Consider the following 23,680-nt stretch of genomic DNA (forward strand, 5'->3'; position numbering starts at 1 on the left):
GGTCAGCCCTTCTGGCCGTCCTCCAGGGCGGCGACCGCTTCCTTGGCCGCCTTGATCGCGCCCTTGTTGATGTCGTCGGTGTCGGGCGCCTTCTTCGACTCGAAGTCGCTTCCGCTGTAGGTGATGGAGACCAGCGCGTTGGACGCGCGGACCAGCACCGTGCCCTCCCGGGTCTGCTGCCCGTCCTCGGTGCTGAGGTTCACCACGGAGTACCCCGAGTCGCCGACCCCGGGCACCGCGCCCCCGCCGCTCTTGTCCGCGACGCGCTCCTTGTAGGACTCCTCGGCCGCCTCGTCCGACGCCGTGATCTCGTAGGACACGTCCAGCCAGCGGTACTCGTAGCCCTTGAGCGCGTTCCACGAACAGGTGCGGCGCAGCTTGGAGTCGGTCGACGGAATCTCCTTGCCGGCCGTCTTGGCGCCGGGCACGAGATCCTTTATCGACTTCGAGCCCAGGCTTGCGCACGGCGAGGGAGCGGCGGCGTACGTCTTCGACGCCGCGGCCGTCGCGGGAGCCGAGGGCGAGTCCTCCTCCGTCTTCTGCGTCGCCGTCCGGTCCTCGGCGGTCGGCGTCGTGGCGGGTCCGGACGACAGCGCCCAGCCCGCGGCGGCGAGCACGACGACGGGCGACAGTCGTGCGGTGAGGGCGAGCGGCAAGGGAAGGGAACGCACGGCGCACTTCTCGTGGGGGACGGTGCGGAAGGAGTCCGCACTGCGGACGGGACGCCAGTGTCACATGACTCCCTGTGAGGCGAAAGGGCCAACTCGCTCCGTGCCGACGCCATTACGGACGGGTCGCGATCACGGGGTGTCCTGGGTGAGTTACACGACCTCCTGGGTGATCTGGGCGGAAAGTGCGCTTTCGATACGGTCCACGGCGATGAAGGCGCCGTAGGCCACGAGATGCACCAGACAGTGGTCGGTGTGCTCCGGCCGGCGCCACGCCGCCACGTCCTGGTCCGTGATGCGGTACGGCGCCAGGGCGGCCAGCAGCGCGAGCCGCGCGCCGGGACGCTCCCGGCGGTCCGGGAACCCGTCCAGGGCGAGCGGTGGATGCGTGCCGTCCCAGTCCTGCAGGACCGCCTCCACGAGGTCGTGGTCCGCGGCGTCGAGCAGACCCGCTCCCCGCATCGCGGCCCTGAGCAGCGACGCGTACGCGATGCCGACGGGTGTGCCGAGCGCCCACGCCGGGGCCTCACCGGGGTCGATGTCGTCGAGCAGCGCCAGCGACTGGCCGGGGCCGGCGGTGCGGCGCACGGTCCGCGAGAGCGCCCGGCCCGCGATGCTCCGCACCGCACGGAAGCGCTGGGCGCCCGCCGGAAGCAGGTTCTCGGTCAGCAGGGCCGACGCGATCCGGTTGATGAAGTGGAAGGTCAGCGCGGTGCCGAGATAGGCGGGGGCGTGCTCGCGAGGGAAGGGGAACGGCTCCAGGTCGGCGCCCGGCACGCGCGTGCGCTTCCCCCAGGCGAGCAGACGCGCGTGCTCCTCGTCCTGCGGCGTCTCGCCGCGGGCCACCCGCTCGGCGAGCGCGTGGTCGCCGGTGGCGTGCAGCAGCACGGTGTGCGCGTCCACGCAGAACGGGCACCGATTGGCGAGCGACACTCCGAGCGCCACCAGCTCCTTGCCGGTCCGGCCGCCCGGACCCGCGATGAGCGACTCACGCAGCAACGCCCATGCGGGGGCCAGGAGTTCGGGCGCAGACGACAGGACCACGAAGGTGGACGGCTCGGCGATGCCGAAGTCGAGGGCGATCTGCGCGTACACCTCGGCGACGGTGCCGGCGGCAGATCCGGGCGGAAGGGGTTCGGTGTGCCTGAAGGGTGTGGACATGGCAGTAGCGTGCGCCGCCGGGGCCCTGCGGGTCGTCGTACCGGCGAACGGAGTCATGGCTGCGCCGGCGGGGCGGGCCGGCGGGCCGCACTACTGCGCCGGGAGTAGTCCGGGAGCCGTCCACAGGGCTGACGTCGCTGTCGGCGGCGCCGTCTAGTGTGCGGGCATGAGCGGGCACCGAATCACACGCGAGCGGTTCGCCGACGCGACCGTCGCGGTCGTGGCCGGCGTGATCACCGTGCTCGCCGCCGTGGCGGACGACCGTGCCGGGCCCGTCGACTGGGCCCTGATCGCGGCCGGTTCACTGGCCCTGGCCGCACACCGCACCGCCCCGCGCGTGGTCCTCGCGATCACCACCGTCTGCCTGCTCGCCGACGTCGTCCACGCCGGACCGGCGAGCAGCCTCGCCCTCCCCGTCGTGGGAGCGGTGCACACGGCCGCCCGCACCGGGCACCGGGGCACGGCGGCCGCGGCGGCCGCCGTCTTCCTCGGCGGATACGTCGCGACCGGCTCGGCCACCTCGGACGTCGTACGCGAAGCGCTGCTGCTCGCCGGATGGTTCCTGTGCGCGGTCGTCACCGGCCTCGCCGACCGCAACTGGCAGGCGTATCTGCGCCAGACCGAGCAGCGCGCGCTGGAGGCCGAACGCACCCGCGAGGAGGCGGCCCTGCGCAGAGCGGGCGAGGAACGCCTGCGCATCGCGAGGGAGTTGCACGACTCCCTCACCCACAGCATCTCCATCGTCAAGCTCCAGGCCGGCGTCGCCGTGCACCTCGCCCGCAAGCGCGGCGAGGAGGTGCCGCCGGCCCTGCTCGCCATCCAGGAGGCGAGCGGCGAGGCCATGCGCGAACTGCGCGCCACGCTGGAGGTGCTGCGCACCGACGAGCCGACCGGCACGCCCGCGCTGCTCGTGGAGCGGGCACGGGCCGCCGGGCTCGCGGTCGACCTGACCGTGACGGGGGACGAGCGGCCGCTGGCGGCGACCGTCGACCGGGCCATGTACCGCATCGTCCAGGAGGCACTCACCAACGCGGCACGGCACGCGGGGCCGGCCAAGGTGAGCGTGCATCTGGCCTACGGTGAGGGCGACTTGACGATACGCGTGGCGGACGACGGCACCGCGGACCCGGCCCGCCCGCCCGCCGACGGCATCGGCCTGACCGGTATGCGCGAGCGTGTCACGGCTCTGGGCGGCACACTGGAGGCCGCCCCGCGCGAGGAGGGTGGATTCGCGGTGCGGGCACGGCTGCCGCTGGGGGAGGCGGGATGACGCACGACGTGATCAGGGTGGCACTGGTCGACGACCAGGCGCTGATGCGGGCGGGCTTCCGGGCCCTGCTGGACGCCGAGGACGGCATCGAGGTGGTCGGCGAGGCGGGGGACGGTGAGCGCGGCCTCGCGCTGATCCGCGCCCAGGTCCCCGACATCGCGCTGATCGACGTGCAGATGCCGGTGATGACGGGCATCGAGGCCACCCGCCGCATCGCCGCCGACCCCGCCCTCGCCGGTGTGCGCGTGGTGATCCTCACCAACTACGGCCACGACGAGTACGTCTTCGAGGCGCTGCGGGCCGGCGCGAGCGGCTTCCTGCTGAAGGACACCGAACCCGCCGACCTGCTCCAGGCGATCGAGGTGGTGGCCCGCGGCGAGGCGCTGCTGTCCCCGGCGGTCACCCGCACCCTCATCGGCGAGTTCGTCGCCCGCCCGCCCGACCGGTCCACGGCACCGGGCCTGGAGTGCCTGACCCGCCGCGAACGCGAGGTGACCGCGCTGGCGGCGCGCGGACTGACCAACGAGGAGATCGCCGCGCACATGGTGATCAGCCCGTTCACGGCGAAGACCCACATCAGCCGGGCGATGACCAAGCTCGGGGCGCGCGACCGGGCCCAACTCGTGGTGTTCGCCTACGAGTCGGGGCTCGTGGCCCCACGGGGTTCCGACACCTCGGTGTGCTGATCGCGCACGCCCTCGAACGCCGCGAGGATCCGCTCGGCGGCCAGCGTCGCCGTCAACGCGCCGTCCCTGACCTGCTGTTCGAGTCCCGGCGCGACGGCCCGCACCGACGGGTCCGCGTGCAGCCGGCCCAGGAGTTCGTCGCGGACCATGGTCCAGGTCCAGTCGATCTGCTGCTCACGTCGCTTGGCGGCGAGCCGGCCGGTGGAGTCGAGCAGCGCGCGGTGCTGTTCGAGCCGGTCCCAGACGGTGTCCAGGCCGATCGACTCACGGCCGCTGCAGTGCAGGACGGGCGGCGTCCAGGCGGCGTCCTTGCCGTGCATCAGCCGCAGTGCGCCGGCCAACTCCCGGGCCGCGGCGCGGGCGTCGCGCTCGTGCGGACCGTCGGCCTTGTTGACGGCGAGCACGTCGGCCAGTTCCAGGACGCCCTTCTTGATGCCCTGGAGCTGGTCGCCGGTGCGGGCCAGCGTCAGCAGCAGGAACGAGTCGACCATGTTCGCGACCGCGGTCTCCGACTGGCCGACCCCGACCGTCTCCACCAGGATCACGTCGTAGCCGGCCGCCTCCATCACCACGATCGACTCACGGGTGGCCTTGGCGACCCCGCCCAGCGTGCCGGCCGTGGGGGAGGGGCGGATGAAGGCCGCCGGATCCACGGCCAGCCGCTCCATCCGCGTCTTGTCGCCCAGGATCGACCCGCCCGTCCGGCTGGACGACGGGTCGACGGCCAGCACCGCGACCCGGTACCCCAGCCCCGTGAGCATGGTCCCGAACGCGTCGATGAACGTCGACTTCCCGACCCCCGGCACCCCGCTGACGCCGATGCGCCGCGCCTTTCCGCTGTGCGGCAGCAGCTCGGTGAGCAACTGCTGCGCCAGCACCCGGTGCTGGGGCCGGGTGGACTCGACGAGGGTGATGGCACGCGCGACGATCGCCCGCTTCCCGTCGAGCACGCCCTTCACATACGCGTCGAGATCGATCACAGCTCGTGCCCGAGGTCGGCCCCCAGCCGCTGCACGAGGTCGTACGCGGCGTCCGGGATCACCGTCCCGGGCGGGAAGACCGCGGCCGCGCCCATCTCCAGGAGCGTCGGTACGTCCTGCGGCGGGATCACACCGCCGACCACGATCATGATGTCCTCGCGGCCCTCCTCGGCCAGCGCCTCCTTGAGCGCCGGTACGAGGGTGAGGTGACCGGCGGCCAGCGACGACACCCCGACGATGTGCACGTCCGCCTCGACGGCCTGGCGGGCCACCTCGGCAGGCGTCTGGAACAGGGGGCCGACGTCGACGTCGAAGCCGAGGTCGGCGAAGGCGGTCGCGATCACCTTCTGGCCGCGGTCGTGGCCGTCCTGGCCCATCTTGGCGACCAGGATGCGCGGGCGGCGGCCCTCGGCCTCCTCGAAGTCGGACACGAGGGTGCGGGTGCGGTCCACGGACGGCGACTCCCCGGCTTCGTTGCGGTACACGCCGGTGATGGTACGGATCTGGCTCGCGTGCCGGCCGTACACCTTCTCCAGCGCGTCCGAGATCTCCCCGACGGTGGCCTTCGCGCGGGCCGCGTTCACCGCCAGCTCCAGCAGGTTGCCCTCGCCGCCGGCGGCCCGGGTGAGCGCGTCCAGGGAGTCCTGGCAGACCTGCTCGTCGCGCTCCGCCCGCAGCCGCCGCAGCTTCTCGATCTGCTGGGCGCGCACGGAGGAGTTGTCGACCTTGAGCACCTCGATCTGCTCGTCGCTGTCGACGCGGTACTTGTTGACGCCGATGACGGGCTGGCGTCCGGAGTCGATGCGGGCCTGGGTGCGGGCCGCGGCCTCCTCGATGCGCAGCTTGGGGATGCCGGCGTCGATCGCCTTGGCCATGCCGCCGGCCTGCTCGACCTCCTGGATGTGCTGCCAGGCACGGCGGGCGAGGTCGTACGTCAGCTTCTCCACGTAGGCGCTGCCGCCCCACGGGTCGATGACCCGGGTCGTGCCCGACTCCTGCTGGATCATCAGCTGCGTGTTGCGCGCGATGCGGGCCGAGAAGTCGGTGGGCAGCGCGAGCGCCTCGTCGAGGGCGTTGGTGTGCAGCGACTGCGTGTGGCCCTGCGTCGCCGCCATCGCCTCGACGCACGTGCGCGTGACGTTGTTGAACACGTCCTGCGCGGTCAGCGACCAGCCCGAGGTCTGCGAATGGGTGCGCAGGGAGAGGGACTTGGTGTTCTTCGGGTCGAACTGCTTCACCAGCTTCGCCCACAGCAGGCGCGCCGCCCGCAGCTTGGCGACCTCCATGAAGAAGTTCATGCCGATCGCCCAGAAGAACGACAGCCGAGGCGCGAACGCGTCCACGTCCAGGCCCGCCTCACGGCCCGCGCGGATGTACTCGACGCCGTCCGCGAGGGTGTACGCCAGCTCCAGATCGGCCGTCGCACCGGCTTCCTGGATGTGGTAGCCGGAGATGGAGATGGAGTTGTAGCGCGGCATCCGCTGCGAGGTGAAGGCGAAGATGTCGGAGATGATCCGCATCGACGGCTTCGGCGGATAGATGTAGGTGTTGCGGACCATGAACTCCTTGAGGATGTCGTTCTGGATGGTCCCGGCCAGCTTCTCGGGCGGTACGCCCTGTTCCTCCGCCGCCACGATGTACAGCGCCAGCACCGGCAGCACGGCGCCGTTCATCGTCATCGACACGGTCATCCGGTCCAGCGGGATGCCGTCGAAGAGCTGCCGCATGTCGTAGATCGAGTCGATGGCGACACCCGCCATGCCGACGTCGCCCGTCACCCGCGGGTGGTCGCTGTCGTAACCCCGGTGCGTGGGCAGGTCGAAGGCGACCGACAGGCCCTTCTGGCCGGCCGCGAGGTTGCGGCGGTAGAACGCGTTGGACTCCTCGGCCGTGGAGAAGCCCGCGTACTGGCGGATCGTCCAGGGCTGGTTGACGTACATCGTCGGGTACGGGCCGCGCAGATACGGCGCCATGCCCGGGTAGGTGCCGAGGAAGTCCAGGCCCTCCAGGTCACGGCCGGTGTACAGCGGCTTGACCGCGATGCCCTCCGGGGTCTCCCAGAAGGCTCCGTCGCTCCCCGCCGCCTTCCGCCACTCGTCGACGCCGGCGTCGGTCCTCGGTTCCCCCAGCTCGATCCCGGAGAAGTCGGGGATTCCCATCAGGACACTCCCATGCGGTCGAGGGTGGCGGACAGCACGGCGACGGCGTCGCAGCCGGCGAAGACGTGACTGTCGACACCGGGGTGGTTCCCGGGCCGTCCGGCGAGGAACACGTGCGAGGCGCCGGCGGTCTTCAGCTGCTCGGTCACCGCCTCCGCCTGCTCCTCGTACACGGCGTCACTGGAGCACAGGCACACCTCGGTGGCGCCGCTTTCGGCGAACGTGCCCTCGGTGACGGGCTCGACGCCGCCCGCCTGGAAGAGGTTGGAGGCGAAGGTCAGGCGCGCGGTGTGCGCCGCCGCCGGACCGAGCGCCGCCAGGAAGATCCGCGGCCGGGAGCCGGTCGCGGCCAGGTGGGCGTCGGAGCGGGCACGCAGCGCCTCGTACGCCTCGTCGCGCCGGACGCGGGGCAGGCCGCCGGAGCGGGCCTCGGGGGCGGGCTCGCGCACCACGAGCTGCTCGGCGAGGTTCGGGAACTCGCTCACGCCGGTGACCGGTTCCCGGCGCTTGGCGAGCTTGCCGGTGCGGGCCTCCCAGGTGGCGGCGAGGTCCTGGCCCAGCTGCCCGGAGCGCAGCGCGGCCGCGAGGCCGCCGGCCCCCTCGATCCGCTGGAAGAACTCCCAGCCCGCCTCGGCCAGTTCGTCGGTGAGCCGCTCCACGTACCAGGAGCCGCCCGCCGGGTCGATCACCCGGGCCAGGTGCGACTCCTCGATGAGGATGGTCGAGGTGTTGCGGGCGATACGCCGCGCGAACGCGTCCGGCAGGCCGAGCGCGTGGTCGAAGGGCAGCACCGTCACGGACTCGGCGCCCCCGACGCCGGCGGCCAGCGTGGCGACCGTCGTGCGCAGCATGTTCACCCAGGGGTCGCGGCGCGACATCATCACCGGTGAGGTGACGGCGTGCTGCACCTGCGCGCTCGGCGCCCCGCACACCTCGGTCACCCGCGCCCACAGCCGGCGCGCGGCGCGCAGCTTGGCGATGGTCAGGAACTGGTCGGCGGTCGCGGCGAGGCGGAACTCAAGCTGCGCGGCGGCCTGTTCGACCGTCAGGCCGGCCTCGGTGAGCTCACGCAGATACGCGACACCGGTCGCCAGCGAGGCGCCCAGCTCCTGGGCGGCCGACCCACCGGCCTCGTGGTACGGCAGCGCGTCCACGGTGAGCGCCCGCAGTCCCGGGTACTCCTCGGCGCACAGCCGCGCCAGCGTGGCGGCGGGGGCGAACCCGGAGGACTTTCCGGTACGGGCCTCGTGGCCCAGGGGGTCGGCGCCGAGGTTGCCGCGCGCCGCCTCCTTGGCGACGCCCCGCTCCTCGTACAGCCGCAGCAGCTCACGGGCGGCGGGCTCCACCTCGGTGCCCGCGTCGAGGACGACCGGGGCCAGGTCGAGGTACACGCCGTCCAGGGCGCGGCCGAGTTCCGTCACCGGGATGCCGCCCTCGCCGAGGACCAGCCAGAGCGAGGTGACGCCGTTCTCCAGGTCCGCGAGCACCACGCCGTCGGTGAGCGCCGTGTGCCGCTGCCGGACGTCCCAGCCGCCGGCCGTGTTGCCCTCGGCGCGACCGCCTCGGACGAACGGGGCGAACCCGGGCAGACCGGCATCGGGCGCGGTGTCGCGCGCGCTGTACAGAGGGCGGGTGCGCAACCCGTCCTCCAGGGCAGTGGACAGGGCGTCTTCCGCAGCCGGGCCCGAGACGTCCTTGCCCGCCTTGCGCAGCACACCTTCCACCAGGTGTTGCCACTGCTCATGGGTTGCGTCAGGGAACTCGGCGGCCAGCGAGAGCCCGTCGTCAGGCAGGACCGTCATGCTCGGATGCTAGGTCAGATCGACAAAGGAGCAGCAGAGGGCACGGCTGTGACCTTGCCCTCTCCCGCATTGTGACCTGGATCTCCGCCTGATTCCCGGCGGTCGGGGAAGGGGCGTTCCGCGGCTTTCGTCGCAGGTAAAGGTTCGGTCAGAGCAGGGCCCGGCAGGCCCGTCCGCCATTGGTCATGTCCCGGTCGAGCGGTACGGTCGGGGCGATATCGACGACGGCACGACGGAAGCCGGTGGGAATCCGGCACGGTCGCGCCACTGTATGCCGCCCCCTTCGCGAGGGGCGGCGAGTCAGACCCGTGGCCGTCGTCCTGTGCACCACCGAGATGGGACGCGAACTCCCCCAAGGAGGCTCTGCCATGGCGCAGCATGTCGCCCAGCCGACCGCCACGACCCCCGCTCTCCCCGCCAAGCTGCCGATCGGCGCGATCGTCCCGTGGGCGGTCTTCTTCGGCATCCTGATGCTGGTCCTGCTGTACTTCGTCGGCGCCGAACAGGGCGCCACCTCCGTCGTCTCCGGCGAGGACGTCCACGAGTGGGTGCACGACGCCCGCCACCTGCTCGGCTTCCCCTGCCACTGACCGGGGACCCGCAACCCTCATGAACTCCGCAACCGTGCGCAACCTGCTCGTGCGAGGCATGCTCGCCGGCCTCGCCGCGGGCGTCCTCGCGCTGATCGTGGCGTACGTCCTCGGCGAGCCGAGCGTCGACAAGGCGATCGGCTTCGAGGAGGCCCACGCCGCCGGGCACGAGCACGAGGTCGAACTCGTCTCCCGCAGCCTCCAGTCCACCGCCGGCCTCGCGACCGGTGTCCTGATCTACGGCGTCTCCTTCGGCGGCATCGCCGCCCTCGCCTACTGCTTCGCCCTCGGCCGCGTCGGCCGTTTCACCCCGCGGGCCACCGCGCTGCTGCTGTCCGGCTGCGCGCTGCTCGCCGTCTACGTCGTGCCGTTCCTGAAGTACCCGGCCAACCCGCCCGCCGTCGGCGACCACGACACCATCGGCAAGCGGACCACCCTGTACTTCCTGATGATGGTGCTCGGCGTCCTGCTCGCGGTGGCCGCCGCGATGCTGGGCAGGCGCCTCGCCCCGAGGCTGGGCACCTGGTACGCCACCGTCGCCGCGGTGGCCGCGTTCGCCCTGCTGATCGGTCTGGCGTACGCGTTCCTGCCGGCCGTCGACGAGGTCCCCGCGGACTTCCCGGCGACCGTCCTGTGGCGGTTCCGGCTGTCCGCGCTGGCCATGCAGGTCACCCTGTGGGCGGGCTTCGGACTCGTCTTCGGCGAGCTGGCCGAGCGGCTGCTGAACCCGAGGCCGGCCGCCGCGGCACCGGCCTCGGCGGTGACCACGCCCGGCTGACCGGTATGCGCTCACGCGCGAGGGCCCGCGGAACCATCCGGGGGCCCTTTCGCGTTCCCCGGGCACCGAGTCGACCGGACGGACAGCGCCCGGACGGACAGGGCCCGGACGGACAGGGCCCGGACGGACAGGGCCCGGACGGACAGGGCCCGGACGGACAGGGCCCGGACAGACAGGGCCCGGACAGACAGGGCCCGGACAGACAGGGCAGGGACAACGGCCGATCACCCGCCGGTCCTTCCGGCGGGGAGCGGAGGAGTCGAGTGGCCAGACATCCACAGCCGCGCCGTATCACTCTCGGCGGCCGCGAGGCGGTGGCGCTCACCGTGGAGGAGTACGAGCAACTGATCGCCAGCCGACGGCAGATAGGCGGCCAGAGCGCCCGCGTCCGGGTCCTCGGTCAGCAGGTCAGGCGAACCGAGCAGTTGCTGCGGGACCTGGAGACACTGGTCGCGCGGCCGCTCCCGGCCTGCCGCGAGCAGCAGGGCACGGCGTGCGCCGCAGAGGCGGGGACGCAGACCGACGCCGACCCGGGCTGTCTGCGCTGTGCGGTGGCGGCACTGCTGCGCCGCCACCGCGACACGGCGTCCTGACGCCGGGGAGGGGTCGCCACGTCGGTGTCCGGCATTGCTGCGCCGCCACCGCGGCACGGCGTCCTGATGCCGAGGAGCCGTCGCTAGTCGTCGGTGTCCGGCATTGCTGCGCCGCCACCGCGATACGGCGTCCTGATGCCGGGGAGCCGTCGCTAGTCGTCGCTGTCCGGCGCGGCGAGGGGCCGCCCCAGCCGCAGGTTCCAGCGTCCGCTCCGTCCGCTGAGCGCGGTCGCTGTCAGCGGGGCGACGTCGAGCCGCCAGAAGGCCGCCACGGGCATGCCGAGCGCGTGCACGACGGCCGCGCGGACCACCTCCGGCTCGACCACGGCGAGCGTGCGGCCGTCCAGGTCCCGGGCGTCCGCCAGCCATCGGGCGATCCGGTCGCAGAACTCCCGTACCGACTCGCCCCCGTGCGGCGCGCGGTCGGGGTCGGTGAGCCAGCGGCCCACGGACTCCGGCTCGGCGGCGCTCACCTCGTCGAGCGTGCGGCCCCGCCAGCCGCCCATGTCCGGCCCCGCCAGTTCCGGTACGACCGGGCCGTGCAGACCGAGCGCCTCGGCGGTCTCACGGCAGCGCAGGCCCGGCGAGGTGAGCACCCGGGCGGCCGGGCGCAGGGTTGCGGCGGCCGAGCGGGCCTGCGCGGTGCCGATGTCGTCGAGCGGGGTCCAGCCGTCGTCGAAGCGGGCCCGGCGCAGTGCCGCGTTCATCGCGGGTGAGATGAAGGTGACGCGACTGGTCACGGGGTTGCTCCTCGGGCCGGGGTCATGACGTGCTCCTCGCTGTCCGGGGGCCCTCACCGCGGCGGCGAGGGCCCCCCGGCCGGCCGGGTCAGGACGAGGACAGCTCGCCCCGTACCGTACGGGCCGCAGCCACCAGGTTCTCCAGCGAGGCCCGGGTCTCCGGCCAGCCGCGGGTCTTCAGACCGCAGTCGGGGTTGACCCACAGCCGCTCGGCGGGGATCGCCTTCAGCCCGGTGCGCAGCAGTGCGGCGGCCTCCCGGGCGCTGGGCACACGCGGCGAGTGGATGTCGTAGACACCCGGTCCGGCCTCGCGCGGATAGCCGTGCGCGGCGAGTTCGCGGGCGACCTGCATGTGCGAGCGGGCCGCCTCCAGGCTGATGACGTCCGCGTCGAGGTCGTCGATGGCCTGCACGATGTCGCCGAACTCGGCGTAGCACATGTGGGTGTGGATCTGGGTGTCCGGCCGGACCCCGCCGGTGGTGAGCCGGAACGCCTCCGTGGCCCAGGCGAGATACCCGTCGCGGTCGGCGGCGCGCAGCGGCAGGGTCTCGCGCAGGGCCGGTTCGTCGACCTGGATGACGGAAGTGCCGCCCGCCTCCAGGTCGTTCACCTCATCGCGCAGCGCGAGAGCGACCTGGCGGGCCGTCTCGCCGAGCGGCTGGTCGTCGCGGACGAAGGACCAGGCGAGCATGGTGACCGGCCCGGTGAGCATGCCCTTGACCGGGCGGGACGTCAGGGACTGGGCGTACGCCGTCCAGCGGACCGTCATCGGCTCGGGCCGGGAGATGTCGCCGGCCAGGATCGGTGGGCGGACGTAGCGGGTGCCGTAGGACTGCACCCAGCCGTGCTGTGTGGCGAGGTACCCGGTAAGCCGCTCGGCGAAGTACTGGACCATGTCGTTGCGTTCGGGCTCGCCGTGCACCAGGACGTCGATGCCGGTCTTCTCCTGGAAGGCGACGACCTCCTGGATCTCGGCCCTGACACGGTCCTCGTAGGCGGCCGTGCCGATCCGGCCGGCCCGCAGGTCGGCACGCGCGGTACGCAGCTCGCCGGTCTGCGGGAACGAACCGATCGTGGTCGTCGGCAGCAACGGCAGCCTGAGGTGGGCGCGTTGGGCCGCGGCTCGCTCGGCGTACGGCTGCGAGCGGCGGGCGTCCGCGGCGGTGACGGCCGCCGCACGGGACCGTACGGCCGCGTCGCGGGTGATCGGCGAGCCCGCTCGGGAGACCAGGTCCGCCCGGTTCGCGGCGAGTTCGGCGGTGATCGCGCCGGTGCCCTGGGCGAGGCCCTTGGCGAGGGTGACGACCTCGGCGGTCTTCTGCCGGGCGAAGGCCAGCCAGCGCCGGATCTGCGGCTCGATGTCGCGCTCGGCCGCCGCGTCCAGCGGCACGTGCAGCAGGGAGCAGGAGGCCGCGACGTCGACCCGGTCCGCGAGGCCCAGCAGGGTGCCGAGCGTGGCGAGCGACGCCGACAGGTCGTTGACCCAGACGTTGCGGCCGTTGACGACGCCGGCGACCAGCCGCTTGCCGGGCAGCCCGCCGGCCGCGGCCAGCGCCTGGAGGTTGCCGCCCGCGGCCTCGGTGAAGTCGAGCGCCAGCCCCTCGACCGGGGCCTTCGCCAGCACGGGCAGCGCCTCGCCGAGCCGGTCGAAGTACGAGGCGATCAGCAGCTTCGGCCGGTCGGTGAGCGTGCCGAGGTCACGGTAGGCGCGCCCGGCGGCGTTCAGCTCGGCCGGGGTGCGGTCCTGGACCAGCGCGGGCTCGTCCAGCTGGACCCACTCGGCGCCCGCCGCGCGCAGGTCGGCCAGGATCCGCGCGTACACCGGCAGCAGCCGGTCCAGCAGGGTGAGCGGCTCGAAGTCCGCGGCGACGCCGGGTGCCGGCTTGGCGAGCAGCAGGTAGGTGACCGGCCCGACCAGGACCGGCCGGGCGGTCAGGCCCAGCGTCAGGGCCTCCTTCAGTTCGGCGACCTGCTTGGCCGAGTCCGCCGCGAACACCGTGTCCGGGCCCAACTCGGGTACGAGGTAGTGGTAGTTGGTGTCGAACCACTTCGTCATCTCCAGCGGCGCGACGTCCTGCGTGCCGCGGGCCATGGCGAAGTAGCCGTCCAGGGCGTCGGCCTCGACGGCGACGCGATGCCGCTCGGGAATCGCGCCGAGCGCGACGGTGGTGTCCAGGACGTGGTCGTAGTACGAGAAGTCGCCGGTCGGCACCTCGTGGATGCCGGCGTCGGCGAGCCGGCGCCAGTTGGCGCGGCGCAGTTCCGCGGCGGTGGCACGGAGGGCGTCGGCGGTGACGCGGCCCTTCCAGTAGCCCTCGATCGCCTTCTTCAGTTCCCGGTCCGGGCCCTGACGGGGGTAGCCGTACACGGTGGCCCGTGCTGCCGCGGCTGCGGGCTTGGTGGTCACGGAGATCTCCTTCGCGAGATGAATCCCTGAGATCCCGGCGACGGGACGAGAGCGCGAAGGGGTGACGGACCGGACGGCAGCGGCCGTACGGCTACCGCTCGGTCATGTTCGCCGACCCGCCCTCGAGGTCACCGGGATGTCCGCGCACGAGTGGTTCGCGCGCGGGCAGTTGGCAGGTCTTCGGACTCGCGGGCACGTCCTCACCTCGTGAGGACTCCTACTGGCCGTCGCTTCCCAGGCCCGGTATGTCGGGCTCAGTGCTGATGACGGCGGTCGTTCCCGCTCACCGCTGCGGGGCAGTCCCGGATTCCCACCGGGTTCCCTCTTACGACGCATCCCGCCTGGCGGACGGGGCGAACCAGCTGCACCGGTCAGCCTACCCGGCCGTACGTGTGGAACCCCCGCCCGCTCCTGCGGCCCAGCAGCCCCGCCTCGACCATCCGCAGGAGCAGCGGGGGAGGGGCGTACAGGGGCTCCTTGAACTCGTCGTAGAGGGACTCGGCGATCGAGGCGACGGTGTCGAGGCCGATCAGGTCCGCGAGCCGGAGCGGGCCCATGGGGTGGGCGCAGCCGAGTTCCATGCCGGTGTCGATGTCGGCGGCGGTGGCGAAGCCGGACTCCGCCATCCGGATCGCCGACAACAGGTACGGGATCAGCAGGGCGTTGACGACGAAGCCGGCCCGGTCGCGGGAGCGGATCACGCTCTTGCCGAGCGCCCCCGCGGCGAACGACTCGACAGCGGTGATCGTCGCGGCCGAGGTGTGCAGCGAGGTCACGACCTCCACCAGCGGCAGGACCGGAACGGGGTTGAAGAAGTGCAGGCCCACGACCCGGTCCGCGCGGCCGGTGGCCATGCCGAGCCGCATGACGGGCAGCGAGGAGGTGTTGGTGGCCAGGACCGCCGCCGGGTCCTCGACGATCTTGTCGAGCGCGGCGAACACCTCCGTCTTGGCGTCGGGGTTCTCCACGACGGCCTCGATGACGAGCTGCCGGTCGGCCAGGTCCTCCAGGTTGCCGGTGCACACCAGACGGGCGAGCGCGTCGGCGGCGGCGGGCCGCGTCAGCTTCCCCCGCCGTACCGCACGGTCGAGGGATGCCGTCACCCGGTCCCGGGCGGCCCGCGCCGCGACCGCGTCCACCTCGCACAGCACCGTGTCGAGACCGGCCCGCGCGCACACCTCGGCGATCCCGGCGCCCATCTGCCCGCCGCCGACCACACCGACCCGTCGGACGTCCCCGCTCATGCCGCGGCCTCCGTCCGGCGCACCAGATGACGGGTGTAGGCGTCGGGAGTGAAGAACAGCGGCAACTCCCCTGCCATCGCGCTCCGTTCGAACAGCGCGCGGACCTCTTCGACCGGTGCCCACGGGTACTCGGCGCCCAGCGCCGCGAGTTCGTCGTCGAGCAGCCGCAGCACCGTCTCCCGGTCGATCACCCGGTGCCGCAGCCACTGCCAGATCTGCACCCGGGCGATCTCGGCGGTGGACGCGTCCTCCCACAGGCCGTCGACTTCGACGGCGCCCTGTCCGCGCAGCCAGGCGGCGAAGTAGCGCAACGCGACGGCGATGCCGGTGCGCACGCCCTCGTCGGTCGGCGGGCCGCTGATCCGGCGCACCGACAGCAGGTCCGCGGCGGTGACCTCGACGTCGTCGCGGGTACGGTCGATCTGGTGCGGGCGTGCGCCGAGGACGTCGTCGAAGACCTCGCGGCAGACCGGGACGAGGCCCGGGTGGGCCACCCACGACCCGTCGAAGCCGTCCTCCGCCTCCCGCTCCTTGTCCAGCCGGACCGTGGCCAGCGCGGCCTCGACGGCGGCCGGCTCCCCACCCGGCACCTGGGCGGACCTAGCGCCGATGGCGTGCGCGCCGCGACGGTGGCAGGTGCGCACGAGCAGTTCGGTGTACGCCCGCATGAACGGGGCGGTCATCGTCACCTTCGCGCGGTCCGGCAGCAGGAAGTCGGTGCGGTGGCCGAACGTCTTGATCAGGCTGAACAGATGGTCCCAGCGGCCCGCGTCGAGCCCGCACGAGTGCTCGCGCAGCTCATGGAGGATCTCCTCCATCTCGAACACGGCGGTGATCGTCTCGATCAGGACGGCGGCCCGGACCGTGCCGCGCGCCATGCCGAGCAGCTCCTGGGCGAGGACGAAGACGTCGTTCCACAGCCGGGCCTCGTACCTGTTCTCCAGCTTCGGCAGACAGAAGTACGGGCCGCCACCCGCGTCGATCCGGCGTTGCGCGCAGTGGAAGAAGTAGAGGCCGAAGTCGACGAGCGCGGCGGGGACGGGGCGGCCGTCACAGGTGAGGTGTTCCTCGTCCAGATGCCAGCCGCGGGGGCGGACCATGAGAGTGGGGTGCCGCTCGTCGACGTCGAGCAGGGTGAGCTGCCCGTCGATGATGTTGTCCCAGGTCGGGGAGGTGGCGTCCTCGAAGTCGGCCACCCACACCTGAGCACCGGAGTCGAGCGCGGCGGACGCCGTACGGCGATCGGGCGGTCCGGTGATCTCCACGCGCCGGTCGGCCAGCCCGGGGGCGGGCGGTGCGACACGCCAGGTGGGATCGGCGCGGACGGCGGAGGTGACCATGGGGAAGTCGAGCGGGGAGCCGGCGGCGAGCCGGAGGGCCTGTCGCCGGCGTTCTCTCATCAGGTCCTGACGGCGCTCACCGAACTCCGCGGCCAGCCGGCCGACGAAGTCCAGGGCGGCGGGGGTGAGGATCTCGTCGTGCCGGTGCCCGGGGGAGCCCAGCACACGGACGGGGTGGGTGACTGCGGTGACGGACATCGGGCTCTCCTCGTCGAGACCGTGCGGGGTATCGCCCTGCGAGGGGCGCGGGGCTGTGTCGACATGCGGGTTCCGCCACGTGTGCGGGACCAGCCCCCACGCACCCGCGCACGGCGAACCGGCTAGTGGAACTGCTCTTCCTCGGTGGACCCGGCCAGCGCGGTCGTCGAGGAGGCGGGATTCACGGCCGTCGACACGAGGTCGAAGTACCCCGTACCGACCTCCCGCTGATGCCGCACCGCCGTGAACCCCTGCGCCTGCGCGGCGAACTCCCGCTCCTGGAGGTCGACGTACGCCGTCATGCCGTGCTCGGCGTACCCCCGCGCGAGGTCGAACATCCCGTGGTTGAGCGAGTGGAAACCGGCCAGCGTGATGAACTGGAACCGGTATCCCATCGCCCCCAGCTCACGCTGGAACTTGGCGATCCGGTCGTCGTCCAGCGCCGCCTTCCAGTTGAAGGACGGCGAGCAGTTGTAGGCGAGCATCCGATCCGGGTACCGCGCGTGGATGGCCTCCGCGAACTCCCGCGCCTGCGCGAGGTCCGGCGTACCGGTCTCCACCCAGATCAGGTCGGCGTACGGGGCGTAGGCGAGCCCGCGGGCGATGACCGGTGCCATTCCGTTCCGTACCCGGTAGAAGCCCTCCGCCGTGCGCTCGCCGGTCACGAACTCGGCGTCGCGCTCGTCGACGTCGCTGGTGAGCAGGTTCGCGGCGAGGGCGTCCGTACGGGCGATGACGACCGTCGGCACATCGGCGATGTCGGCGGCGAGCCGCGCCGCGTTGAGGGTGCGGATGTGCTGGGAGGTCGGCACCAGGACCTTGCCGCCGAGGTGGCCGCACTTCTTCTCCGAGGCGAGCTGGTCCTCGTAGTGGATCCCGGCCGCGCCGGCCGCGATCATCGCCCTGGTCAGCTCGAAGGCGTTCAGCGGGCCGCCGAACCCGGCCTCGGCGTCGGCGACGATCGGCGCGAGCCAGTCCGTGGTGTCACCGGCGTCCTCGGAGGCGGCGATCTGGTCGGCGCGCAGGAGGGCGTTGTTGATCCGACGGACCACCTGGGGAACGGAGTTGGCCGGGTACAGGCTCTGGTCGGGGTAGGTGTGCCCGGCCTGGTTGGCGTCCGCGGCGACCTGCCAGCCCGACAGGTAGATGGCCTGGAGGCCGGCCTTGACCTGCTGCACGGCCTGGCCGCCGGTGAGCGCGCCGAGCGCGTGGACGTAGTCCCGCTCGTGCAGTTGGCGCCACAGCCGCTCGGCACCGCGCCGGGCCAGGGTGTGCTCCTCGCGGACGCTGCCGGAGAGCCGGACGACGTCCTCGGCGCCGTAGGTGCGCTCGATGTCCCGCCAGCGCGGGTCGGTGGCCCAGCGCCGTGCGAGTTCCTCGGCCGCCTGCGTCCTCGCCTCTGCCATGACTGTCACCGTCTCCTCGGTCTGTTGTGTCTGCCAAGCCCGTGCCGTTCACGGCAGGGCGTGGCACCGCGTGTCGTAGGGGGGATGCGGCCCGCCGTCGCCCTCGCGGGCGAAGCTGAGCAATGCTGCCTGCGCAGGGTGCCGCCACCGCCGGGATCGCCGACGTCAGGGCGTGAGTCGTCTCCCGGTTCCGGGCGGTTCCTGCCGGGTCCGGCGGGCCGTACGAAGACTCTGGCACTGGCACTGAGTGCCATCAATGGTGGACGTCTGCCAAGTTCTGCGAATCTTCCGACCGTCGTTCGCGAAGTTTGCGAAGGGTGCGCACAGTCCGCGTTCGCGTACGCTGACCGGGTTCCGTACCGGACCTGGAGGTGCGCGGGTGAGCAAGACGTACGCGGGTACGCGGCTGCGGCGGCTGCGTGAGGAGCGCCGGATGAGCCAGGCGGAACTCGCCCGCGTCCTGGGCATCTCCGCGAGCTATCTGAACCAGATGGAGCACGACTCCCGCCCGCTCACCGTGCCCGTCCTGCTCCGGCTCACCGAGACGTTCGGCGTCGACCCGGGCTTCTTCTCCGAGCGCGACACCGCCCGGCTCGTCGCCGACCTGCGCGAGGCGCTCACCGGCGAGATCGCCGCCGCCCGCGTCTCCCCGACCGACCTCGCCGAACTCGCCTCCCGCATGCCCGCGGTCGCGCAGGTCCTGCTCGACCTGGGCCGCCGCAACCAGCTGCTGTCGGAGCGGCTCGCCGGAGCGGACGGCCGGGCCCCCGCCGACGGCCGCGACACCGCTGACGCGCTGCCCCGCTCGCCGCACGAGGAGATCCGCGACTTCTTCTACCGCCGCCAGAACTACCTCCACGACACCGACCTCGCGGCCGAGCGGCTCGCCGAGCGGATCGGCATCCGGCCCGGCGAGGTCCTGCAGGCCCTGACCGCACGTCTCACCGACGCCCACGGGATCCGCCTCGCCGACGCCCCCGGGACCCACGGCACCCGCCCGGCCGAGGGAGGCCCCCCGCCGGCCGGCTCCGGCGACCGCCTGCACCACTACGACGCATCGACCCGCACCCTGCACCTGTCGAACCGACTGCGCCCCGGCCAGCGTGCCTTCCGGATGGCGACCCAGCTCGCCCTGCTGGAGTACGCGGACGAACTGGACCGGCAGGCCGGCGAGGACTTCCCGGCCGGCTCGCCCGCCCACACCCTGGCCCGCATCGGCGTCGCCCACTACTTCGCCGCCGCGCTGGTGTTGCCGTACACCGCCTTCCACGCCGCGGCCGAAGAGGTCCGCTACGACATCGAGCGGCTCACCGACCGCCACGGCCTCGGCTACGAGACCGTCTGCCACCGGCTCAGCACCCTCCAGCGCCCGCGCCTGCGCGGCGTGCCCTTCTCCTTCGTGCGGGTCGACCGGGCCGGCAACATGTCCAAACGGCAGTCCGCGACCGGGTTCCACTTCTCCCGGGCCGGCGGCACCTGTCCGCTGTGGAACGTCTACGAGGCGTTCGCCGCGCCCGGCCGCATCCATGTGCAGATCGCCGAAATGCCGGACGGGCAGCGGTACTTGTGGACCGCCCGCGCGGTCACCCGGCACCGCGGCGGCTGGGGCGGGCCCGGCAAGACGTACGCCATCGGACTGGGCTGCGAGATCCGGCACGCCCAGCGCCTCGTCTACTCCGACGGACTCGACCTCACCAGCCCCGCCGCGGCCACGCCGATCGGCATGGGCTGCCGCGTCTGCGAACGCCTCGACTGCCCGCAGCGTGCCGTGCCGCCCCTCGGCCGCACCCTGCGCATCGACCAGAACACCAGCACGTTCGTGCCGTACCCCGTGACCGAGCGCACGACCTGAGCGGCAGGGGGAGTTGATAGCCTCGACGGGCCAGTCGAGCCACATCCGAGGCCAGGGAATCCGGTGCGAATCCGGAACTGACGCGCAGCGGTGAGGGGGACGGGCGGGGCACGCGAAGCCACTGGAAGGGGTCCGCGACGGCCGTGGGGCCGCCGGGGGCCGGGACCGGGAAGGCGCCCCGACCGGACGAACCCGAGTCCGAAGACCTGCTGGCACCTCCGCGCCCCCGGGCGGGGAGGACGTCCGCAGGCCAGGCTCCGCGTACGAGCCCCGACACCCGAGGCATACCCGTGCTCCCCAGCCCCGCGTCCCGCAGCACCACGTCGTCCACGCCGACCGAACCCCCGGCACGGGCCGCCGCACCCGCGCCGACCGCACCCCGTGCACCCGCCGAGTCCACGCCGACCGAACCCCCGGCACCCGCCGCCGCACCCGCGCCGACCGAACCCCGGGCACCCGCCGAGTCCACGCCGACCGAACCCCCGGCACCCGCCGCCGCACCCGCGCCGTGCCGCGTCGTCCTGTGCCGGGACTGCTGCTGCGGCACCCCGAAGGTGACCGGCGTCGACCACGCGCGGCAGACCGCGCGCCTCGCCGAGACCGTGCCCGTACGCGTCTCCGACTGCCTCGACGTGTGCGAACACGCCAACGTGATCGTCGTCCAGCCCTCCGCCGCCGCCCGCGCGTCCGGCGCCCGCCCGGTCTGGCTCGGCCTCGTCAACGACCCCGACGCGACCGAGGACATCATCACCTGGGTCCGGGCCGGCGGCCCCGGCGTCGCGCCCTGCCCCGACGTGCTCGACCTCTATACCTTCACACCGCCGAGGCGGGCCGGAGCCGCGGGAAGGTTGAAGCCCGAACAGTGAGTGCCCGAAGATCGGACGGACCGATCCGCGCGACAGCGAGGTGAGAGACCCGATGTTCACCACCCGTCCCACCCTCCAGGGCACCTTCGGCATGGTGTCCTCCACGCACTGGCTCGCCTCGCAGTCCGCGATGGCCGTGCTGGAGCGCGGGGGCAACGCGTACGACGCCGCCGTGGCCGGGGCGTTCGTGCTGCACGTGGTCGAGCCGCATCTCAACGGCCCGGCCGGCGAGGTGCCGATCCTCGTCGCCCCGGCGGGCGGCGAGGTGCGGGTGCTGTGCGGGCAGGGGCCGGCGCCGGCCGGGGCGAGTGTCGCGCACTACCGGGGACTCGGACTCGACCTGGTGCCGGGGACCGGGCCGCTGGCCGCCGCCGTGCCCGGCGCCTTCGACGCCTGGATGCTGCTGCTGCGGGACCACGGGACCCGGTCGCTCGCGGAGGTGCTCGGGTACGCCATCGGGTACGCCGAACACGGCCACGCGCCGGTGGAGCGGGTCGGCGAGACCGTGGAGACCGTCCGGGAACTGTTCGAGACGGAGTGGACCTCGTCGGCCGAGGTCTATCTGCCGCACGGCCGGGCGCCCCGCCCCGGGGAGCTGTTCCGCAACCCCGCCCTCGCCGCGACCTGGAAGCGGCTGCTCGACGAGGTCTCGGGCGCCGGTGACCGGGTCGCCCAGATCGAGGCCGCGCGCCAGGTGTGGCGGTCCGGATTCATCGCCGAGGCCCTCGTACGGCAGGCCGGGCGCCCCACCCTGGACACCAGCGGCGAGCGGCACTCCGGCACGCTCACGGCCGCCGACCTCGCCGGCTGGACCGCGACCTACGAGGCGCCCGCGACGTACGACTGGAACGGCTGGACCGTGTGCAAGGCCGGTCCCTGGAGCCAGGGCCCCGTCCTTCTCCAACAGCTCGCGCTGCTCCCGCCCGAGCTCCCGCGGTACGGGTCCGCCGAGTACGTCCATCTGCTGATCGAGGGCTGCAAGCTGGCCATGGCCGACCGGGAGGCCTGGTACGGCGACGCGGCCGAGGTGCCGCTGGCCGAGCTGCTGTCGGACGAGTACAACGCGGCCCGGCGGAAGCTGGTCGGCGGGACGGCGTCCCGTGAGATGCGGCCGGGCAGCCCCGGCGGGCGCGCCCCGCGGCTGTCCGCGCACGCGCGCGTGGCGGCCGACGTGGAGCCCGGCTCCGACGCGCTGGGCGTCGGGGAGCCGACCGTCGCCAAGCGCCCGACCTCCCCGGTGCCGGGCGAGCCCGACGTCGCCGCCGACGGCGGGACCCGCGGCGACACCTGCCACCTCGACATCGTCGACCGCTGGGGCAACATGATCGCGGCGACCCCCAGCGGCGGCTGGCTCCAGTCGAACCCCGTCGTACCCGAGCTGGGTTTCCCGCTCGGCACCCGGCTCCAGATGACCTGGCTGGAGGAGGGCCTGCCGAACTCCCTGACGCCGGGCCGGCGGCCCCGCACCACCCTCACGCCCTCCGTCGCCCTGCGCGACGGCGTGCCCGTCATGGCCTTCGGGACGCCCGGCGGGGACCAGCAGGACCAGTGGCAGCTGCACTTCCTCCTCGCGGTCGCCCTGCGCGGCCCGGTGCGCGGCGGCCTCGACCTGCAGGGCGCGATCGACGCCCCGAACTGGCACAACGACAGCTTCCCCGGCTCCTTCTACCCGCGCGGGATGCGGCCGGGGAGCGTCACCGTGGAGTCGCGGACGGATCCCGCGGTGGTGGCGGAGCTGCGGCGCCGCGGTCATGACGTGACCGTCGGTGACGCCTGGTCGGAGGGCCGGCTCTGCGCGGTGGCCAGGGACCCGGACACCGGCGTCCTGTCGGCGGCGGCGAATCCGCGGGGGATGCAGGGCTACGCGGTCGGACGCTGAGCATCGCCGGTCCGGCGCTTTCGGCCCGGCGCTGCCCGCCCCTCATGTTCACGCCGATGCCATCCGGCGGTCACCCGGCGGGCGGGGGTTGTCAGTGGGGCGTGTTCTTATTGACACGTGATCGAAGACAACGAAACCATCGAAGAGTTTCTCGCACAGCACTCGGCCGACGTGGAGGAAGCGGTCCGCAAGGCGGCCGCCGCCGAGATCATGCCCCGCTTCCGGCAGCTCGCCGAGCACGAGATCGACCAGAAGAGCGGCCCGCACGATCTGGTGACCGACGCCGACCGGCTCGCCGAACAGTTCCTCACCGGGGCGCTGAGCACCCTCCTGCCCGGCTCGGTCGTGGTCGGCGAGGAAGCGGTGCACGCCGACCCGGCGTCGTACGAGGCGATACGCGGCGACGCGCCGGTCTGGATCATCGACCCCGTCGACGGCACCCGGCAGTTCGTGAACGGCGACACCGGCTTCTGCACGCTCGTCGCGCTCGCCCGGCACGGTGTGCTGCTCGCCTCCTGGACCTACGCCGCGGCCCGCGACCAACTCGCCACGGCGGTGCGCGGCCAGGGCGCCTACCTGGACGGCGTACGGCTGCGGTCCGGCGCGCCGGAGCCCGGCCGTGACCTCGAAATCGCCACGTCCCACCCGGACTACACCACCGAGGAGCAGAAGCGCGGGCTGCTCGGCCTGTGGACCGACGGCATCGCGCCGCGCTCCTGCGGTTCGGCGGGCCTGGAGTATCTGGCCGTCGCGCGGGGCGAGTTGGACGCCACCGCATTCAGCTGGGAGGCCGCCTGGGATCACGCCGCGGGCATTCTCCTGGTCGAGGAGGCGGGCGGCGCCCACCTGACCCGCACGGGCGAGCCGTTCCGGATCACCGGCGGCAACGCACTGCCGTTCACGGCGGCGCGGGACGCGGCTACGGCCCGGCGGGTGGCGGGACTGCTGGCCGGCGGGGTGTAACGACCCACCTGGGCCGCGCCCACGGAGGCCCGGGGCTCTGTCGCTGTGCGGCTCCGCCGCGTGGGCGTGACAAGCCCTCCAGCCAGCCGCGGTCGCGC

General features: G+C 73.1%; 19 protein-coding genes and 3 riboswitches. Of the genes, 9 read left to right on the forward strand and 10 right to left on the reverse strand.

Annotation, left to right across the window (positions count from 1 at the left end; all coding sequences use genetic code 11):
* Positions 1-2: 2 nt before the first annotated feature.
* Together ACGFW6_RS39155 and ACGFW6_RS39160 are read right to left on the reverse strand one after the other, a co-directional pair.
* On the reverse strand, positions 3-671 hold the full coding sequence (locus tag ACGFW6_RS39155) for a hypothetical protein (protein ID WP_393521081.1): 669 nt from the start codon (positions 669-671) through the stop codon (positions 3-5).
* A gap of 150 nt (positions 672-821) precedes the next feature.
* Positions 822-1,829, reverse strand: coding sequence for a carboxymuconolactone decarboxylase family protein (locus ACGFW6_RS39160; RefSeq protein WP_393521083.1), 1,008 nt, complete (start codon positions 1,827-1,829; stop codon positions 822-824).
* A gap of 166 nt (positions 1,830-1,995) precedes the next feature.
* On the opposite strand from ACGFW6_RS39160, the gene ACGFW6_RS39165 reads away from it, so the two are divergent.
* Positions 1,996-3,099, forward strand: coding sequence for a sensor histidine kinase (locus tag ACGFW6_RS39165; protein ID WP_393521085.1), 1,104 nt, complete (start codon positions 1,996-1,998; stop codon positions 3,097-3,099).
* Positions 3,096-3,785 (forward strand): response regulator, encoded by a 690-nt coding sequence (locus tag ACGFW6_RS39170; RefSeq protein WP_393521087.1) that lies wholly within the window; start codon positions 3,096-3,098, stop codon positions 3,783-3,785. The genes ACGFW6_RS39165 and ACGFW6_RS39170 overlap by 4 nt, the downstream gene beginning before the upstream one ends.
* Here the strand turns inward: ACGFW6_RS39170 and meaB are convergent.
* From meaB to ACGFW6_RS39185, 3 genes are read right to left on the reverse strand one after another with little or no spacing between them, the layout of a single operon-like run.
* On the reverse strand, positions 3,734-4,765 hold the full coding sequence (meaB, locus tag ACGFW6_RS39175) for a methylmalonyl Co-A mutase-associated GTPase MeaB (RefSeq protein WP_393521089.1): 1,032 nt from the start codon (positions 4,763-4,765) through the stop codon (positions 3,734-3,736). The genes ACGFW6_RS39170 and meaB overlap by 52 nt on opposite strands.
* Positions 4,762-6,924, reverse strand: coding sequence for a methylmalonyl-CoA mutase (gene scpA / locus ACGFW6_RS39180; RefSeq protein WP_393521091.1), 2,163 nt, complete (start codon positions 6,922-6,924; stop codon positions 4,762-4,764). Before scpA ends, meaB begins: the two co-directional genes overlap by 4 nt.
* The gene (locus tag ACGFW6_RS39185) at positions 6,924-8,726 is read right to left on the reverse strand and encodes a methylmalonyl-CoA mutase family protein (RefSeq protein ID WP_393521093.1); all 1,803 of its coding nucleotides are present in this window, start codon (positions 8,724-8,726) and stop codon (positions 6,924-6,926) included. The genes scpA and ACGFW6_RS39185 overlap by 1 nt, the downstream gene beginning before the upstream one ends.
* Positions 8,727-8,960: 234 nt before the next feature.
* Positions 8,961-9,032: riboswitch (cobalamin riboswitch) on the forward strand.
* A 62-nt stretch (positions 9,033-9,094) separates the two neighbouring features.
* On the opposite strand from ACGFW6_RS39185, the gene ACGFW6_RS39190 reads away from it, so the two are divergent.
* From ACGFW6_RS39190 to ACGFW6_RS39200, 3 genes are all read left to right on the forward strand, one after another.
* On the forward strand, positions 9,095-9,316 hold the full coding sequence (locus ACGFW6_RS39190; RefSeq protein ID WP_147998663.1) for a CbtB-domain containing protein: 222 nt from the start codon (positions 9,095-9,097) through the stop codon (positions 9,314-9,316).
* Between the two features lie 19 nt (positions 9,317-9,335).
* The gene (locus tag ACGFW6_RS39195) at positions 9,336-10,094 is read left to right on the forward strand and encodes a CbtA family protein (protein ID WP_393521095.1); all 759 of its coding nucleotides are present in this window, start codon (positions 9,336-9,338) and stop codon (positions 10,092-10,094) included.
* Between the two features lie 263 nt (positions 10,095-10,357).
* Entirely contained in the window at positions 10,358-10,687 is a 330-nt protein-coding gene (locus ACGFW6_RS39200) for a hypothetical protein (protein WP_393521097.1), read from the forward strand.
* A gap of 152 nt (positions 10,688-10,839) precedes the next feature.
* Here the strand turns inward: ACGFW6_RS39200 and ACGFW6_RS39205 are convergent, their stop codons facing one another.
* From ACGFW6_RS39205 to aceA, 5 genes are all read right to left on the reverse strand, one after another.
* Entirely contained in the window at positions 10,840-11,427 is a 588-nt protein-coding gene (locus ACGFW6_RS39205; RefSeq protein WP_393521099.1) for a histidine phosphatase family protein, read from the reverse strand.
* Between the two features lie 88 nt (positions 11,428-11,515).
* On the reverse strand, positions 11,516-13,834 hold the full coding sequence (gene metE / locus ACGFW6_RS39210; protein WP_393521101.1) for a 5-methyltetrahydropteroyltriglutamate--homocysteine S-methyltransferase: 2,319 nt from the start codon (positions 13,832-13,834) through the stop codon (positions 11,516-11,518).
* Positions 13,835-13,987: 153 nt separating this feature from the next.
* Positions 13,988-14,212, reverse strand: a riboswitch (cobalamin riboswitch).
* Complete coding sequence (locus ACGFW6_RS39215; RefSeq protein WP_393521103.1) at positions 14,206-15,078, reverse strand: 3-hydroxybutyryl-CoA dehydrogenase; 873 nt, start codon at positions 15,076-15,078, stop codon at positions 14,206-14,208. Its footprint overlaps the riboswitch before it by 7 nt.
* Complete coding sequence (locus ACGFW6_RS39220; protein ID WP_393521105.1) at positions 15,075-16,616, reverse strand: malate synthase A; 1,542 nt, start codon at positions 16,614-16,616, stop codon at positions 15,075-15,077. Before ACGFW6_RS39220 ends, ACGFW6_RS39215 begins: the two co-directional genes overlap by 4 nt.
* Positions 16,617-16,738: 122 nt before the next feature.
* Positions 16,739-18,022 carry an isocitrate lyase gene (aceA, locus tag ACGFW6_RS39225; RefSeq protein WP_393521107.1) on the reverse strand — a complete coding sequence of 428 codons (1,284 nt, stop codon included), beginning with the start codon at positions 18,020-18,022 and terminating at the stop codon, positions 16,739-16,741.
* A 379-nt stretch (positions 18,023-18,401) separates the two neighbouring features.
* Here aceA and ACGFW6_RS39230 point away from each other — a divergent pair, with 379 nt between their 5' ends.
* The 4 genes from ACGFW6_RS39230 to ACGFW6_RS39245 all read left to right on the forward strand — a co-directional run bounded on the left by ACGFW6_RS39230 (position 18,402) and on the right by ACGFW6_RS39245 (position 23,582).
* Positions 18,402-19,874 (forward strand): short-chain fatty acyl-CoA regulator family protein, encoded by a 1,473-nt coding sequence (locus ACGFW6_RS39230; RefSeq protein WP_393521109.1) that lies wholly within the window; start codon positions 18,402-18,404, stop codon positions 19,872-19,874.
* Positions 19,875-19,888: 14 nt separating this feature from the next.
* A riboswitch (cobalamin riboswitch) is annotated at positions 19,889-20,103 on the forward strand.
* Between the two features lie 292 nt (positions 20,104-20,395).
* Complete coding sequence (locus ACGFW6_RS39235; RefSeq protein ID WP_393521182.1) at positions 20,396-20,740, forward strand: hypothetical protein; 345 nt, start codon at positions 20,396-20,398, stop codon at positions 20,738-20,740.
* A gap of 52 nt (positions 20,741-20,792) precedes the next feature.
* On the forward strand, positions 20,793-22,619 hold the full coding sequence (locus ACGFW6_RS39240) for a gamma-glutamyltransferase family protein (RefSeq protein ID WP_393521111.1): 1,827 nt from the start codon (positions 20,793-20,795) through the stop codon (positions 22,617-22,619).
* Positions 22,620-22,736: 117 nt separating this feature from the next.
* Positions 22,737-23,582 carry an inositol monophosphatase family protein gene (locus ACGFW6_RS39245; RefSeq protein ID WP_393521113.1) on the forward strand — a complete coding sequence of 282 codons (846 nt, stop codon included), beginning with the start codon at positions 22,737-22,739 and terminating at the stop codon, positions 23,580-23,582.
* Positions 23,583-23,680: the final 98 nt, after the last annotated feature.

Source organism: Streptomyces sp. Y7, from assembly GCF_043195415.1.
Taxonomy (GTDB): Bacteria; Actinomycetota; Actinomycetes; order Streptomycetales; family Streptomycetaceae; genus Streptomyces.